The 16,740-nt window shown below is 55.6% G+C and carries 10 protein-coding genes; 8 read left to right on the forward strand and 2 right to left on the reverse strand.

Translation table 11 applies throughout. From position 1 onward, the window contains the following. Nucleotides 1–3: 3 nt before the first annotated feature. From OHL22_RS21495 to OHL22_RS21520, 6 genes are all read left to right on the forward strand, one after another. Nucleotides 4–1,653 carry a M56 family metallopeptidase gene (locus OHL22_RS21495; RefSeq protein WP_263341776.1) on the forward strand — a complete coding sequence of 550 codons (1,650 nt, stop codon included), beginning with the start codon at nucleotides 4–6 and terminating at the stop codon, nucleotides 1,651–1,653. A 30-nt stretch (nucleotides 1,654–1,683) separates the two neighbouring features. Beyond that, nucleotides 1,684–3,255: a Do family serine endopeptidase gene (locus tag OHL22_RS21500; RefSeq protein WP_263341778.1), complete on the forward strand. Its 1,572-nt coding sequence runs from the start codon at nucleotides 1,684–1,686 to the stop codon at nucleotides 3,253–3,255. Between the two features lie 145 nt (nucleotides 3,256–3,400). Continuing rightward, on the forward strand, nucleotides 3,401–3,811 hold the full coding sequence (locus OHL22_RS21505; RefSeq protein WP_263341779.1) for a DUF779 domain-containing protein: 411 nt from the start codon (nucleotides 3,401–3,403) through the stop codon (nucleotides 3,809–3,811). A gap of 24 nt (nucleotides 3,812–3,835) precedes the next feature. After that, entirely contained in the window at nucleotides 3,836–5,422 is a 1,587-nt protein-coding gene (locus tag OHL22_RS21510) for a hypothetical protein (RefSeq protein ID WP_263341780.1), read from the forward strand. 118 nt (nucleotides 5,423–5,540) lie between these two features. Beyond that, nucleotides 5,541–7,973: an alpha-L-rhamnosidase-related protein gene (locus OHL22_RS21515; RefSeq protein WP_263341781.1), complete on the forward strand. Its 2,433-nt coding sequence runs from the start codon at nucleotides 5,541–5,543 to the stop codon at nucleotides 7,971–7,973. 205 nt (nucleotides 7,974–8,178) lie between these two features. Continuing rightward, the gene (locus tag OHL22_RS21520; protein ID WP_263341782.1) at nucleotides 8,179–8,595 is read left to right on the forward strand and encodes a peptidase inhibitor family I36 protein; all 417 of its coding nucleotides are present in this window, start codon (nucleotides 8,179–8,181) and stop codon (nucleotides 8,593–8,595) included. A 198-nt stretch (nucleotides 8,596–8,793) separates the two neighbouring features. On the opposite strand, the gene katG is transcribed toward OHL22_RS21520, so the two are convergent. Further along, the gene (gene katG / locus OHL22_RS21525; RefSeq protein ID WP_263341784.1) at nucleotides 8,794–11,052 is read right to left on the reverse strand and encodes a catalase/peroxidase HPI; all 2,259 of its coding nucleotides are present in this window, start codon (nucleotides 11,050–11,052) and stop codon (nucleotides 8,794–8,796) included. Between the two features lie 336 nt (nucleotides 11,053–11,388). Here katG and OHL22_RS21530 point away from each other — a divergent pair, with 336 nt between their 5' ends. After that, a complete protein-coding gene (locus OHL22_RS21530) occupies nucleotides 11,389–12,276 on the forward strand; it encodes a LysR substrate-binding domain-containing protein (protein ID WP_263341785.1) in 888 nt (295 codons plus the stop codon). Between the two features lie 28 nt (nucleotides 12,277–12,304). On the opposite strand, the gene OHL22_RS21535 is transcribed toward OHL22_RS21530, so the two are convergent. Beyond that, nucleotides 12,305–12,580, reverse strand: a complete 276-nt coding sequence (locus OHL22_RS21535) for a DUF2164 domain-containing protein (RefSeq protein ID WP_263341786.1) — start codon at nucleotides 12,578–12,580, stop codon at nucleotides 12,305–12,307. Nucleotides 12,581–12,890: 310 nt separating this feature from the next. Between OHL22_RS21535 and smc the strand changes: the two genes are divergently transcribed. Continuing rightward, nucleotides 12,891–16,733: a chromosome segregation protein SMC gene (smc, locus tag OHL22_RS21540; RefSeq protein WP_263341787.1), complete on the forward strand. Its 3,843-nt coding sequence runs from the start codon at nucleotides 12,891–12,893 to the stop codon at nucleotides 16,731–16,733. The last annotated feature ends 7 nt before the right edge of the window (nucleotides 16,734–16,740 follow it).

Raw genomic sequence — 16,740 nt, forward strand, 5'->3', positions numbered from 1 at the left:
ATCATGCACGCGTTCGTAATGCAACTCGGGATGTTGACCGCAGCGCGCGATAACTGGATGAGCTCACTTGCGGTTGGGGGAATGCACCTCTCGCAAACTGCTGCAACAGTCCTGATCACAGCCGTCTGGCAAGGCGCAATCATCGCTGTATGTTTCGGTCTGTCACTGCGCATCGGGAAGCGCATCCCGGCTGGCTTGCGTTTCGCCCTCTGGGCGGGCGGATTTTTGGCCGTGCTGGGACTTCCCTTCCTCCCTATGTTCGTGAGGACCGAGCTGTGGCACGTCGCGCCCAGTTCGTCGGCAGCGGTCACGCAGTCCTGGCTACAACTGGACGAGCGCTGGAGTATTGCCATCGCGCTCTTCTGGGCCGCGGCCTCCATGTACCGTGTTGCGGATCTCGTGATCCATTCCATCAGGCTTCGCCGCCTATGGATATCCGCGGTTCCGATGCAGGATCAGCCGGTCTCGGCTTTACGCTTGTGGGGCCGGAAGCCGATTGAAATCTGCACCAGCGACGCACTGGACCGGCCAAGCGTCATCGGATTCTTCGCCCCGCGTATTTTGATTCCGTCATGGCTTGCTCCGCAGATGTTACGCGAGGAACTGGAGCAGATCATCCTGCATGAGACTGAGCATCTGCGGCGTGGTGACGACTGGACCAACCTGCTGCAGAAGCTGAGTCTCGTAGTATTCCCTCTGAACCCGGCACTTCTTTGGATGGAGCGGCAGTTGTGTCTTGAGCGCGAGATGGCCTGCGATGAAGCTGTGATTCGCATAACCCGCGCTCCCAAAGCGTACGCAGCGTGCCTCACAAACCTCGCGGAGCGTGGACTGGAACGCCGCCTCGCCGCGCTCTCGCTCGGTGCCTGGCAACGCAAGCCGGAGCTGGTGCAGCGGGTGCACAGCATTCTGAAGCGGCGTCAGTTACTAAGCCCACTCGGTACGCGCGGTATCGTCACCTTTATGGCCGGTAGTCTGCTGATCGGAACAGTCGAGTTAGCGCGCTGCCCGCAACTGGTGACATTCACTGCTGTCTCCAGCAAGCAACTTTCAGCACGTGCCGCATCGCCTGCACTCGGTATAAGCGGAGACTCCGTCTACCGCGATTCTCCTCGCGCATTACCGGTGAACTCAACCGGCATGAGCAATGCGCATATGGTTGAGTTGCGCGCAACCATGCCAGTCCAGGCAGGAGTGCCATTCCATTCCTCAGCGAGCGCAGTGCGTAGCGCCAGTTGGAGCAGGCGAAGTGTCTCTCTGAAGGGTCATGCGCGCACGCTGCAACCGAACACAATGCGACCGAAATTGACCGCCGCGCAGCCTGCGGAACAAATGCTCAAGGCGGATCTGAACGGCAACAACCCATACTTGATGGAGACATCCAGCGTAGTGGTCTTCACAACCTGGGAAGAAGTATCTTCGCAAACAAACGGAGACCAACTCTCCACTCAAACTGAGGCGGCGGTTGATGCAAACTCTGCGGATGACCACCCCGTCGATCCGACGAAACAGGATTCAAACGCGGCTAATGCACAAAAACCTGCCAGGGTTGCGGTAACCCAGCTCGTCTTCCGCGTCGTTCCGGCCTCTTACCGTTCAACTTCTCAAGCCATCGTTCCATTCCGCAACGGTTGGCTAATCATTCAACTCTAACGAAATCTAAACCATTGCGAGGTAGTAGCCATGTCAGTAACAACTAATTCTTTAGGTGCAAAGGTGAAGCGGTACGCACTGCCCATCGGTCTTGTGGCCGCGATGGCAGTGACGATTCCCTTTGTCACATGCCATGATCGCGTTCATGCGGCCTCAGGCACTTTTAACGGAACACCATTGGATGACAACAGCGTCTCCGCCTTGGTTTCCCTGGACAACGCAATGGAAGCGATCGCGTCCAAAGTCACCCCCTCTGTGGTGAATGTCTCTGTAACCGCCAAGGTCACACCCGACCAGCAGGACGAAGACGACCAGCAAGGCGGCGGCGGAGTTCCCCCGAACGCACTGCCTCCGGGATGGCAGCAGTTCTTTGGCTTCGGTAACGGCCAGGGTATGAAGCCTCAGCCGCAGATCGAGCATGGCATCGGCAGCGGTGTCATCGTTTCGCCGGATGGATACATCGTCACCAACAATCACGTTGTGCAGGGCGCAACCGAGGTTCGCGTGACGCTGAATGATCGCCGCGTGCTCCCAGCGAAGGTCGTCGGCACCGACAAACTCACCGATCTGGCCGTCATTAAGGTCAATGAGCACAATCTGCCCGCGATCGCGTGGGGTAACTCGTCAAATCTGCATCCCGGCCAAACAGTGCTGGCTTTCGGAAGCCCATTCGGCTACTTCCAGTTCTCCGTAACGCGCGGCATCATCAGCGCCCTCAACCGGCCCAATCCTTACTCAGACGATGCACGCAAACCTGGTGATTTCATCCAGACAGATGCGGCAATCAATCCTGGCAACTCAGGCGGTCCGCTTGTCGACGCACACGGAGAACTCATCGGCATCAACACCTTCATCATCACCGGTAGCGGATCGTTCGCCGGCGCGGGCTTTGCTATTCCCTCGCAGATGGTGCGTTCTGTCGCCGATGAAATCATCAAGAACGGCGTTGTGCACCACGGCTATCTCGGCATCAGCATGAACGACGTTACGCCTGAAAACTCCAGCTTCTTCAATCTGCCTGATGCAACGGGAGCTATCGTGAGCTCGGTTACGCCTGACTCGCCGGCCAGTCAGGCTGGATTGAAACAAGGCGACGTGCTCCGCGAACTGAACGGCAAGAAGATCGATAACGGCGGTCAGCTCCAGGTTGCAGTAAGCCAGGTCTCGCCTGGCACAACGATCTCACTTGGCATCCTGCGTAATGGCAAAGCGGAAACGCTGAGCGTCAAGGTCGGTGAGTTCCATGGCGAGAAGCAGGCTGCGGGCAATAGCGGCTCGGGCGCGCAGGGCAACAACAGCGGCAAGCTGGGACTAGCAGTGCAGGATCTCAACTCTGATGCCCGTCAGCAACTGAACGTTCCTGACTCGATCCACGGGGCAGTTGTTCAGAACGTTCGCCCCGGCAGCCCGGCAGAAGATGCTGGCTTGTCACAGGGTGATGTGATCGTAGAAGTGAACCGGCATCCGGTAAGTGATGCCAACAGCTTCGTCAACGCCGTGCATGCAGCCCCCGAGGGAAAAGACATCCTGTTGCTCGTCTGGTCGCGAGGCGGCACCAGCTATCGCATCGTACATGCACCTGCCTCCGATGGCGGCATGTAATCACTAACCCTGAACACACAATCGGGCTGCCGCGTCGTAAAGATGCGGCAGCCTTCTCTTTTCCGCTCGTCCATATGAATTCGCCAATCATGCGCAGCATTGCGTAGACTGTTGCGCAACGTGAAGACTCGGAGTGAGGTGCTATATGCAGGCATCCGTAGACGCGACAACCGCCAATATAACTGCCTTGCCAGCTCAGGTGCTCACCACCGATGCGGCAATCGACCTCATACGCAAGCTGCACGCCAAGTATGGCGACCTGATGTTTCACCAATCAGGCGGCTGCTGCGACGGCAGTTCGCCCATGTGCTATCCGCGCGGCGAATTTCTGGTCGGTGACTCCGATGTAAAACTCGGCGAAGTTGACGGACAGCCGTTCTACATGAGCAAGAGCCAGTTTGAATACTGGAAGCACACGCAGCTTGTTCTGGACGTGGTTCCTGGCCGTGGCGGCATGTTTTCGCTCGAAGGCCCAGAAGGCGTACGCTTTCTGATTCGATCGCGTATCTTCACCGATGACGAAATACGTGCATTGCGGGCTGCGGGACGCATCTGAATTGGGGGAAGAGTGAAATCTCGAGTGCGGCTTGCACCCATTGTTGTTTCGATCCTCACGTTGCTCTGTTCACGAGCGAGCGTCGCACAAGGGCAACCGGCTACAGCGACGGAAAATGTTAAGACGCTTCCAAAGCTGGGCGTCGTCAATGATCGCTTCCAGTCCTACAACATCGAGATGGTCGAGGTGACTGGCGGACGGTTCTGGAAGCCCTATGCTTCAACCCAATCATTGAATAACCAGACAAACGATGCGGCGCACGGCAATCAGCCTGCCGGCCTCTCTGCAAACCTCTTCGAATACAGGCCACCTATCGACCTCAATAATCCGACGTTGCGTAAACTGGCCGCTGCGCTGGGTCCTGCATATCTTCGCGTAAGCGGCACGTGGGCGAACAGCACGTACTTCGATCCAGATGGTACAGCAGGAGAGAAGCCACCTGCCGGGTTCCAGGGCGTGCTCACTGGAACTGAGTGGCGTGGTGTCCTTGATTTTGCAAAGGCGGTTAATGCAGATCTGGTGACATCCTTCGCCGTCAGTGCTGGGACAAGAGACAAAGATGGGCTATGGACACCCGTTGAAGCGAACAAGATTGCAAGTTTCACTACGAGTGCAGGCGGACATATCTCGGCCGCAGAACTCATCAATGAGCCTACATTTCCGGAGATAGATGGATTAGGCAAAAGTTACGACGCAACAGCATTTGCTCGCGATGTGCATGCCTTCCGCGAGTTTGCGAAACACAACCTCCCCGGCATGCTTGTCGTTGGCCCTGGCGGCGTTGGCGAAGGAGCCACGCTGATGCCGGGGAATGCGACCATTCCCGGCCCGCGTATGCTCTCTACAGCCGATCTGCTGAAAGCTACCGGCCCCGCCTTCGATGCCTTCTCGTACCATTCCTACGGTGCGGTCTCTGTGCGTTGCAATCCCGGCAAGAGCACGAATATCAATGACAGTCTCTCCACGGATACGTTTAGTAAAGCGGAACAGATCGCTCGATACTACATGGCATTGCGCGATCAGTACGACCCCGGCAAACCCATGTGGAATACGGAAACAGCCGAAGCTGCCTGCGGCGGCGATAGCTGGGCATCTGAATTCGCAGACACTTTTCGCTATCTCAAACAACTTGGCGATCTTGCGCGCATCGGCGTCCGTGTCAACATGCACAACACGTTGTCATCCAGCGATTATGGGCTTCTGGACGAGAATACCTATGAGCCGAGACCCGACTACTGGGCCGCTCTGTTATGGCATCGGCTAATGGGATCAACAGTGTTGGACGCAGGTTCCTCACAAGGAGAAAATCTGTATCTGTATGCCCACTGCATGCCTCAGGTTCCAGGCGGTGTCACAGTGCTTGCCATCAACGCCGATGGACACTCAACGCCTAGGCTCAAAACCGGCCTTGACTACAACCTCTATACTCTCTCGGCTGGTTCTCTCGACTCAAAGCAGGTAATGCTGAACGGACATACCTTATCGCTGAACGCGGCAAACGACCTTCCCAGGATGGAGGGTTCCAGATTCAAGGCAGGAACGGTGGATCTGAATCCGCAGACAATTACCTTTCTTGCATTCCCTGAAGCAAACAACGCCAGCTGTCGCTGACCACGTTCGCATCTGATTCAATACGAAATTTATTTCCCGGCTATGGCCCGGTCGCATAGACTGGTGGCCGGGCATGCAAGTGCTCTTGCATGCTTCACTTCTTCTCGGGGACACTCTCTTGCATAATTCCAATCGGCATATTTGGCTGCGTCTGGTTCTGTTGTCTGTTTTCACTGCAAGCATTGGCTTAAGCGCATCGGACTTATTCGCTCAAGTTGAGGCGCCTGCTCCTCGAGAACATTGGACTGCGCAGTGGATCAGCCATCCCACCGCACCGTTGCGTGAGCCGATTACATTGCACTTCAAGAAGACCTTTGAAGTGAATCAGACGCCTCAACACTACATTGTGCATGTGAGCGCAGACAATCGCTTTGTCTTATATCTCAATGGACAAAGAGTCGGTGACGGCCCGGCGCGCGGCGACCTCTCTCACTGGCGATATGAAGACTTCGATCTTGCTCCTATGCTCAAGTCAGGATCAAACACGCTCGCGGCAATCGTATGGAATTTTGGCATCTATGCTCCCGTAGCTCAGATGACAGAACGTACAGGCTTTCTAGTGCAGGGTGATACCGATGCCGAAGCTGCCGTGAATACAAACTCCAGTTGGATGGTGGAGCGCGAGCCCGGTCAGACTCCTCTGTCGCGTAAACAGAACGGCCTCTGGGTCTACTTCGCATCGGGCCCAGGCGAGGTTTTACGCGCCGCTTCCTATGACTGGGACTGGAAGAATCCAGACGTCATCGGTTCGCACTGGGTTCATGCGATCTCGGCTCTCAGAGAAAACATCTATCAGGGTTCGGGCGTTGCTGCCTCCCGTGGAGTAACAGCGGATGTGCCATGGCAACTCGTACCGGACACACTGCCACACATGGCCTACGTCAAAGAAGATGCTGGCCATGTTGTCAGAACCGCGCTGCCGCAGGCTCAATCTTTTCCTGCGCAAGCCGTGACAATTCCGGCGAAAACCGATGTACATATTCTGCTCGACAGATCAGAGCTAACAACTGCCTATCCGCGCCTCACATTCTCCGGCGGCAACGGATCGAAGATCACTTTGATCTACGCGGAAGCTCTGTTTGACGCGAAGATGCATAAAGGCAATCGTAATGAAGTCGGTGACAGAAAGGCTGTCGGCATCACCGATGAAATCTATCCCGATGGCGGCGATCATCGCGTCTTCGAAACATTATGGTGGCGCACTTGGCGTTATCTCGATATCGAAGTGCAGACAACCGATGAGCCGCTGACACTCGATGGGCTCGATGCGTACTACTCGGCTTATCCATTCGATGTGAAGGCATCGTTTGCTTCGAGCGATCCAGATCTCGAAAAGATATGGAAAATCGGCTGGCACACCGCGCAGCTCGATGCCCACGAAACCTACATGGACACGCCGTACTACGAGCAGTTGCAGTATTCAGGCGATACACGCATTCAGGAGATGATCAGCTACGCGGTGACCGGAGACGACCGGCTCGCGCGACAAGCGATTCGCGCTCTCAATGACTCGCGCATTCCTGCGGGCATTACGGCAAGCCGCTATCCATCACAGCTGCCGCAATACATCCCGCCCTTCTCTTTGCTTTGGATCGATTCTCTGCACGACTACTACATGAACCGGCCGGATGCGTCGTTTGTGAAGGAGATTCTTCCCGGAACCAGAAGTGTACTTGAGTGGTTCGCAAGCTATCAGCATCCCGATGGACTGCTCGGCAAAACACCGTGGTGGACATTCATCGATTGGGTCGAGACCAAGAAGGATTTTCCCTCTTACGACAGCAAGGGCGAAACATGCCTGGTCACGATGCAATACATCGGTGCGCTCGAAGACGCAATCGATCTTGAGACCGCGCTCGGCTCATCTGCGTATGCAGGCATCGACAAAGAGAGACTGGCATCCGCAAAGCGTGGCGTTCTCAATGGCTGCTGGGATGCGAAGATGGGGCTCTTCGCCGATTCACCGGCTAAAGACACGTTCAGCCAACATACCAACATGCTTGCTGTGCTCCACGACGTAGCTCCGAAGAAGGACCAGCAAGCTATCTTGCACAAGATCATCGGATCAGAAATCGGAGACACTGCTCCGCCGGTCCCAAATCTCATCACAGCCAGCTACTATTTCCGCTACTATCTGGCGCGCGCGCTTGACCACGCTGGCATGGCCAATGAGTATCTGAAAACACTGGGCGATTGGCGAGGCTTTCTCAAACTGGGCTTCACCACCTGGCCCGAACAGCCAGGCGAGACACGCTCTGACTCGCATGCGTGGACAGCTCACCCAACCTACGATCTGCTCGCTCTCGTGACTGGAATCCAGCCCTCAAGCCCAGGATTCAAGACTGTACGCATTGAGCCGCACCTCGGCGACCTCACGCATCTCGAAGCTACATATCCGCATCCACTTGGTCTCATTCATGTGAAGTATGAAGTCGATGGCGGACAACTCCATGCTGATATCGAGATACCGTCAGGATTGACAGGCGAGTTTGTATGGAAAGGCAAATCCACACGCCTTGCCGGTGGAAAAGCCTCGTTCAACTTGAAGTAGGGCAATACGCATCAACTGCTCAGGCATTGCATCTGCGCTCATATTGTGCACTTCACAAGAAATGGCTGCGTCTGTCGCAGCCATTTCTCTTTGTGGTCATTTCTCTTGGTGGTGAGGAAACATCTCCCATGCGTGCAATCTTGCTCCATCAGCAAGGCCACAGACGCTACTATGTTTTCTCAGTACAACCGTAAGGAGACTTTCCATGAAAAAACTTTTGACCGTCTTGGCTCTAGCTCTCTCGCTTCCACTTTCAGTAAGTATCACTGCTATCGGGCAAGAACCTGGTCCGTGGGTGTACGGACCGCATAGTCGTTGGGACCCAAGCTGGAATCGCAGACCCGATCCACGACGAGGCGCATGCTTCTATACAACTGCGCCATTCCAAGGCAATCGCTTCTGCGTACGCGCAGGTGACCGTCTGCCTGCATTGCCCGAGAATTTCGGTGACAACATCTCTTCAATTCAAACCTTTGGCGGCGCGCGCGTGAAGATATTCAACGATCGAGGATTTTCAGGTGGAGGCCGAGTGGTTGATCGAACTGTACCCGATCTGCGTTCGCTTCCCTTCCGTGGTGGACACACGTGGAATAATCGAATCTCTTCACTGATGGTTTTCTGAGTATCAGACTACTACCGTTGCCTTCGCGGCAATCAACGGTATAGCCGGTAAAAAAGAGGCTATTCTCTTCCTATCGAGGAAAGAGAACAGCCTCTTTGGTTTCGATGTGGTTCTACGAAATGTAGGCCAACGCGACAGTCAAATCCAACAGCATTCCCGACGACATTGATCTATATTTCGCACAGTACCTATCTATAGCTATGCGAGATCAAAGCGATCCAGATTCATCACCTTGGTCCAGGCCGCAACAAAGTCACGTACAAACTTCGCCTCGGCATCTACGCTTCCATACACCTCGGCAAGAACCCGCAGTTGCGAGTTTGAACCGAAGATAAGGTCCACACGGGTTCCCGTCCACTTGACCTTACCGGTTTTGCGATCGGTTCCTTCAAACACATCTGCAGATTTTAAAACCGGTTTCCACTCCGTGCCCATATCGAGCAGGTTCACGAAGAAGTCGTTGGTCAGCGTCCCGGGCTTGCTGGTAAAGACGCCGTGCTTTGTGTTGCCGTAGTTTGCGTTGAGCATGCGCAGGCCGCCGACAAGAACTGTCATCTCAGGCGCGGTCAGTGTCAGCAGTTGTGCCCTGTCGATCAGCAATGCCTCAGCTGAGATGGTGTACTTGCCCTTGTTGTAGTTCCGGAATCCATCAGCAATCGGCTCCAACACTGCAAATGATTCCGCATCCGTCTGTTCGTGTGACGCATCGGTGCGTCCCGGAGTAAACGGAACGGCAACACTGTGACCGCCATTCGTTGCAGCCTGCTCTACGCCTGCACAGCCGCCAAGCACGATCAGGTCGGCAAGCGAAACCTTCTTGCCGTCTGAATGCGCAGCGTTGAATTCGCTCTGGATGCTTTCAAGCGTCTTCAATACCTTTGCGAGCTGCTTCGGTTCGTTGACCTCCCAGTCCTTCTGCGGCTCAAGACGGATACGTGCGCCGTTCGCACCACCGCGCTTATCCGAGCCACGGAAGGTCGAAGCCGATGCCCACGCTGTAGATACCAGCTCAGAAACAGACAAGCCAGAGGCAAGAATCTTGCTCTTGAGAGCAGCAATATCCTGCGCGTCGATCAACTCGTGATCAACCGCGGGAATGGGATCTTGCCAGATAAGATCCTCAGCAGGAACCTCAGGCCCGAGATACCGAGCGCGCGGTCCCATGTCACGATGGGTCAGCTTGAACCAGGCGCGAGCAAAGGCGTCCGCAAGCAGGTCAGGATTTTCAAAGAAACGTCTCGATACTTTTTCGTAAGCTGGATCGAAGCGCAGAGCGAGATCGGTCGTCAGCATCGATGGAGTGCGGCGCTTCGAACCATCATGCGGATCGGGAACCGTATCGACACCAGCATCTCCCTTCGGCTTCCATTGATTGGCTCCAGCAGGGCTCTTCGTCAGTTCCCACTCGTAGCCGAAGAGGTGCTCAAAGAACTGATTGCTCCACTTAGTCGGCGTGGTAGTCCAGATCACTTCCAGTCCGCTCGTGATCGCATCGCCGCCGACACCGGTTTTATAGCTGCTCTTCCAGCCAAGTCCCTGCTGTTCGATCGGCGCCCCTTCTGGCTCAGGGCCAACATGAGTAGCAGCGCCTGCACCGTGCGTTTTGCCAAAGGTGTGGCCGCCCGCGATCAGCGCAACAGTTTCTTCATCATTCATGGCCATGCGAGCAAAGGTTTCGCGGATGTCATGAGCTGCCGCAATAGGATCAGGGTTGCCATCCGGACCTTCGGGATTCACGTAGATCAGGCCCATCTGCACTGCGGCCAGCGGATTTTCGAGATTACGCTCGCTCGTACCGCCGCCGGTGCGATCTTTCTCGCTACCATGTAACTCCTTCTCGGCAACCAGCGTACCTTCGCCTGATTTCGCGTAACGCTCCTTTCCGCCCAGCCAAGTGGTCTCCGTGCCCCAATACACATCCTGATCGGGTTCCCAAACATCTTCGCGTCCACCACCGAAACCGAATGTCTTGAAGCCCATCGATTCCAGTGCGACGTTACCGGTCAGGATGATCAAATCTGCCCAGGAAATCTTGTTTCCGTACTTCTGCTTGATCGGCCAGATCAGGCGGCGCGCTTTATCCAGGCTGACATTATCAGGCCAGCTGTTGAGAGGAGCAAAGCGCTGCTGCCCCGATCCCGCTCCGCCGCGGCCATCGCCAGTGCGGTAGGTTCCTGCGCTGTGCCACGCCATGCGAATAAACAGAGGTCCGTAGTGGCCAAAGTCTGCCGGCCACCAATCCTGCGAAGTGGTCGTCAGCTCAAGAAGATCCTTTTTCACGGCTGCTAGATCAAGGCTATTGAACGCTTCAGCGTAGTTGAAATCCTTATCCATCGGATCGGACAACTCAGAGTGCTGACGCAGAACATTCACCTTCAACTGATTCGGCCACCAGTCTTGGTTCGATGTGCCTTCTCCCGCAGTGTGATGGAACGGGCACTTCGCTTCGCTCGACATACTTTCTCTCCTTTTTCTCTTTACAGTTCATGAACCGCATCTAGTGTTTTATAAACACCCGGTCAATAACGGCTCTAGATCAACATCGGAAGGAATGACAACGCGGGAAATCAACGCGCCATGCCAACATCTCTCTCAAAACACAGGCTGTACGTTAAGATCGAGTAAATTCTCAAAAAGTTCCTGTGAACTGAACGCTCTCGATTGCAACCCTCAGGTCGGGATCGTGCAGAAGTAACATTAGCCCTTCGGACCATCATTTGCAAAATCGATTGTTCCTAACGATATGATTGATATTCGCTATGATGAAATGAGCGGCATAAAACAGCCTTTTCTATGAACCTCCATGACTTGAAATACTTCGCAGCAGTCGCAGAATTCCGTCATTTTGGCCGGGCAGCCGAGGCATGCAATATTAGCCAGCCGACACTCAGCAGCCAGATTCGAAAACTTGAGGACGAGCTTGGTGTTTCCCTGCTGGAACGCAGCAACAAACGTGTCGATGTCACGCCCGTAGGACGTCAGATCCTGGATCACGTGCGACGCGCGCTCTCAGAGGCGAGTCTTATAGAGTCTGTTGCGCAAGCCGCACGGGATCCATTTGTCGGTGGGCTGCGCCTGGGGGTAATCCCTACACTTGCGCCTTACTTACTGCCCCTGATCCTCGAACCCATGCGAACGTCATATCCAAAGCTCACAATCGAGCTCTGGGAGGATCAGACAAAATTGCTGGTCGACGGCCTGCGTAACCATAAGCTCGACGCAGCATTGGTAGCTTCACCTATTGGCACACCGGAATTTGCTGAGACGATCTTGTTTGCAGAACCTCTGATCGCAGTTCTGCCCAGTAGCCACGCGTTAACGCGCTATAAGACCGTGGATGAATCAGCCCTCGCCGGCGATCTTCTCGTGATGGCTGATGGCCATTGTCTCGCTAATCACTCGCTCTCAGCGTGCGGAGCCAAGAAAGGCTTGCAGGGAGCGATGCAAGCGGCCACGCTGGAAACCCTCGTCAATCTGGTCGCGGCCGGTTACGGCACCACATTGATTCCTGCGCTGGCTTCGCCCGGTGTGGCCAATCGCAACGTAGAGCTTCGCCCGCTCCGCCAAAAGTCCAATCGAATCATCCGCCTTGCTTGCCGCCCAGGATTTCCTCGCCCGCAGGCGCTACGCGCCATCGAAAAAGTAATTCGCAAGGCTGTGCCAAAAGAATGGCTGAAATGAGCGATGGGTTGCTATTCAATGAACCGACCTAACGGCGTCCTCGCCTCTTGGCCTCCAGCCGCGGCCAGTACTGCAACTCCTCTGCGTAAAGATCCCCGGTCAGATCGGCGACAACCAACTGGAGTCTTGCCTGAGCATCCTGAATCGCCTGGTTGTAGACAATAGGGCCGATCTCTTCAAGAAAATAGTTCAGCAGTTGCCCAGTCGGTAGATCTCCTATCGGATCGAGATTCTCCTCGAAATAGCGCTTCAATGAAGCCACCGCTTCCACTCTTTGCTGCTTCGAAATCTCGACGGCGTCCATCGGTATCTCCCTCGAAGAGAGGTTATTATGCTGATTCCACCTGTGTCGCAACCCGCCTTGAGATACCCCCGAAATCTGAGGAAAACCGGGCATTAATTCAGGTTTTTCTACCGAATTCTCCGGAAATGGAGTTTCGCCCCCCTTATCCACAAAAACGTACCCTGCAGCAGTTGACCCATACCTGTGCCGACCGTAGCGTGATAACAAAGGCAAGGTCTGCAGGTGATTCTGCGGACTGCGTACGCTCCTGCAAACGCGCGTTGATAGCCGGTTGCATCTGGAGAAGAAATCGAGATTCGCCGGAGTAGGAATGCTGAAACTAAAGAAGATCCACATCCTCGGATTCAAAAGCTTTTGCGATCGTACTGAACTTGCACTGCCAGGAACAGGTATCGCGGTGGTCGTTGGTCCGAATGGATGCGGCAAATCCAACATTCTTGACGGCGTTACGTGGGTGCTGGGTGAACAGAGCGCTAAAACTTTGCGCGGCTCGCACATGATGGATGTCATCTTCGCCGGCACACGCGATCGCAAGGCGCTCGGCATGGCCGAAGTGACGATCACGATGATCGATCCGGATGCCTACGAAGGCCCAATATCCATCACTCCTGAGGTTGAAGTCGAGCCCGATCTGCCCTTTGACTGGGATGAAGAAGAGCTGCGCAAGCGGCGCGCAGCAGAGGCAGAAGAAGCTGTTTCTCATAACCAGCCAGGACAGGTCATAGAAGACGAGGAAGAAGCAGCCGAAAGCAATGAAGCGCAGGCAGCAGAAACAACCGACAGCACGCAAGCTGTTGTCCTTAAAATCAGACGCAGAAAATTCCAGCGCACCCCCGCGCAGAAGGGTGAAATCATCATCACCCGTCGGCTCTTCCGCACAGGCGAGAGCGAATATCTGCTAAACGGCAAACTCTGCCGCCTTCGCGATATTCAAGACATCTTCATGGGCACCGGACTCGGGCCGGAGAGCTACGCCATCATCGGTCAGGAGCGCATCGGCCAGCTTCTCAGCTCAAAACCACACGACCGGCGATCCATCATCGAAGAAGCGGCCGGTATCACACGCTTCAAAACAAAGAAGCGGCTCGCGGAGTTGCGCCTCGAATCTGCCAAGCAAAATCTCGCACGCGTCGACGACATCTTCGAAGAAGTCACGCGCCAGATGAACAGCCTCAAACGCCAGGCAGCAAAAGCCGAGCGCTACGGCGCTCTGCGCGACGAACTACGTGGCAAGCTTCGTGTAACGCTCGCCAGCCGCATGGCACGCATGGACGAAGAGCAAGCGCAGCTGGAAGCTGAGATCGCGGAACTCACCAGCAAAATCGATGCATCTGCAGCAGAGATTGAACAGTTGGATGCCAACCAGCACGAACTAACCGAACGCGGTTATGAACACGATCGTGCAGCGCAGGCAGCCAGTTCCCAAGCAAACGCAGCAGCCGTCGAACTGGAGCGCGCAGCAGCCCGCGAACGCAGCAACTCCGAGCGAGTCGCTGAACTGGAAGCCCGCCTCGCTGGTACAGCAGCAGAACTGGAACAGGCAAAGGCTCAGATTGCCGCAACAGCCGAAGAACGCGAACAGAATCGTTCGTTCCTTGCAACCGCAGCAGAAGAAGCGCGAGCATTCCGCCAACAAGTCGAGGCGCGTCAACAAGAGGCACGCGCAGCAGCACAACAGGTAAGCGATGCTGAGCGGCAAGTTGAAGTAAACAGGCGTCAGGCTATGCATCTTCTTACCCTGGCTGGCACCGCGCGCAATCAGACTGCTCAGGCCGAAGAATCACTGGCAGCACTGGAACGCGAAGCGCAACGGCTTGCCAGTGAAATGGGACAATCCCGTGTCGAAGCCAGCAATCTAGGCGCGGAACGCGGCCAGGCAAACCTTCGCTTTGAAAGCGCCACCGAATCACTTAAGCAACTCGAAAGCGAGATTGCCGAGCTCCGCAGCATGCTCGCAATGTGCCGCAATGAGGAGGCTCAGCTTCGCACGCGCGCGAACCAACTGCGCGGTGAGCAGGCTACTCTCTCCGGTCGGCGCAATTCACTGGATGCGGTCATTCGCAATCACAGCTATTCGACGGAAACAGTGCGCAAGCTTCTCAAGCCTGATTCACTCGGCCCCGGCATGACGCCGATCGGCACGCTTGCGGACTTTGTCGATATGGCCGGTGAGTATGAAGCCGTCGCGGACGATTTTCTGCGCGAAGAGCTCAACTACATCGTGGTCAAGGACTGGCGCGAAGCTGAGCAAGGCATCAGGTTACTGCGCTCGGGCCTCGATGGCAGAGCCACTTTTCTAGTCCATCCAGACGGGCCGATGGAAGCGCCGCGTGCAAATGAAGAATCAGCTTTGGGAGAAGGTGTCGTTTCACTGCGCAGCTCGATTCGAGTGCTCAACGGATTCGGCAATTCTCTTGATGGAATGCTCCCCAAGCTTCGCAATGGCTACCTGGCGCCTGACGCCGAAACAGCGCGAAATTTGGCGCTGAGCGAAAAGGATAAGTACTTCATCGCGCCCAGTGGCGAGTGCTTTCACAATGCGACTGTAAGCGGCGGTAAGCCTGCCGCTGAAGGCCCGCTTGCCGTCAAGCGTGAGCTGCGTGAAACGCAACGCAAGCTCGAAGCTGTCGAGACCGAACTCTCTCGAACTGAAATCGAGACCGTAACGATTGCAAAAACCATCGAAGAACTGGCTGGCAGGCTCGAAGCACTCAATGAGCAACGACGCCAGGCAGAGCGTGACGCAGCCAATCAGGGCGCGGCGTTGCGACAGATGGAATCGGAAGTACAGCGCATTGAACGCCGTCTGCAGGAATGGGTCCTGCAAGAGGGCCGTAACAAAGAGGCACGCGAGCAAAAGCAGGCTCTGATCGGACAGAAACGCGAAGAATCCCAGCGGCTTGAATCCGAACACAAAGCTGCCGAAACGAAACTCGATGAACTGCAGCAAGGCTTATCAGAGCTGCGCCAACAGCGTGAAGGACTCCAGCAGGAAGCTGCGCGTGTGACCGCAGAGCTTGCTGGCCTGGAGGAGCGGCGGCGCGGCGCAGACGCAGCCTTCCAGCGTATTGAGCGTCTCCATGCCGATCTGGAACGGCGCGCGATGGCGATTGAGCAGCAACGCGTTGCAGCAGAAGCGGAACGCGGTCAGCGCATCAGCGAAAACGAACAGCTCCAGTCGCGAGAAGCCGAGTTCAAAGCGATACAAGCAGAGGCACAAGAGCAAGCCCGTACTGCTTCCGCGCAAGCGGCGCAGCTGCGCGAACAACTCGCAGTTGCAGAGCAGCAGCTAAAGGCATTGCGAGCGGCAACAGACGCATCCCGTGAAAGACGCAGCACCCTCGCCAGCACTGCCGCCAAGCTCAAGAGCGATCTCGAACACCTTGAAGCAGGTTGTGTCAGTGAACTCGGCGTAGAACCTGCAGATCTGCGAGCCGATGAGACCATCGCTCATCTTGAGGGCGATGATCTGCTCACTGCGGAAGAAGAAATTCGCGGCATGCGTCAGCGTCTCGAAGCCATGGGACCGGTCAACATGATGGCGCTCGATGAATACAAAGAAACAGCCGAAAGGCACGCATTCCTTGAGACCCAGCGCAAGGACCTCATTGAGTCGATTGAGAATACGCAAAGCACCATCAAGGAAATCGATCAGATATCGCGGGTTAAATTCGACGAAGCATTTGCCAAAATCAACGAGAACTTTGCCCATGTGTTCAGCAAACTGTTCCATGGCGGCCAAGCATTCCTGCGTATGACCGATGCAGAGAATCAGGCAGAGAGTGGATTGGAAATTGTAGCGTCGCCACCGGGCAAGAAGCTCCAGAATGTCCTGCTTCTTTCCGGTGGCGAGAAAGCACTTACGGCGCTCAGCCTTCTGGTGGGCATCTTCCAATACCAGCCCGCTCCGTTCTGCGTCCTCGACGAAGTCGATGCTGCTCTCGACGAAACAAACGTAGGACGCCTGGCAGATTTGCTGGACGGCATGAGCCACGAGACCCAGTTCCTGCTTGTCACCCACTCCAAGCGCATGATGCAGGCTGCGGATCTCATCTACGGAGTCACCATGCAGGAGCCCGGCGTCTCCAAAGTTGTCAGCGTACACATCGGCGGTCAACAGCAGGAGCGCAACCGCGAACGCGCAACTGCCTAGATACGCT

Origin of the sequence: Acidicapsa dinghuensis, from assembly GCF_025685685.1 — a bacterium.
GTDB lineage: Bacteria > Acidobacteriota > Terriglobia > Terriglobales > Acidobacteriaceae > Acidicapsa > Acidicapsa dinghuensis.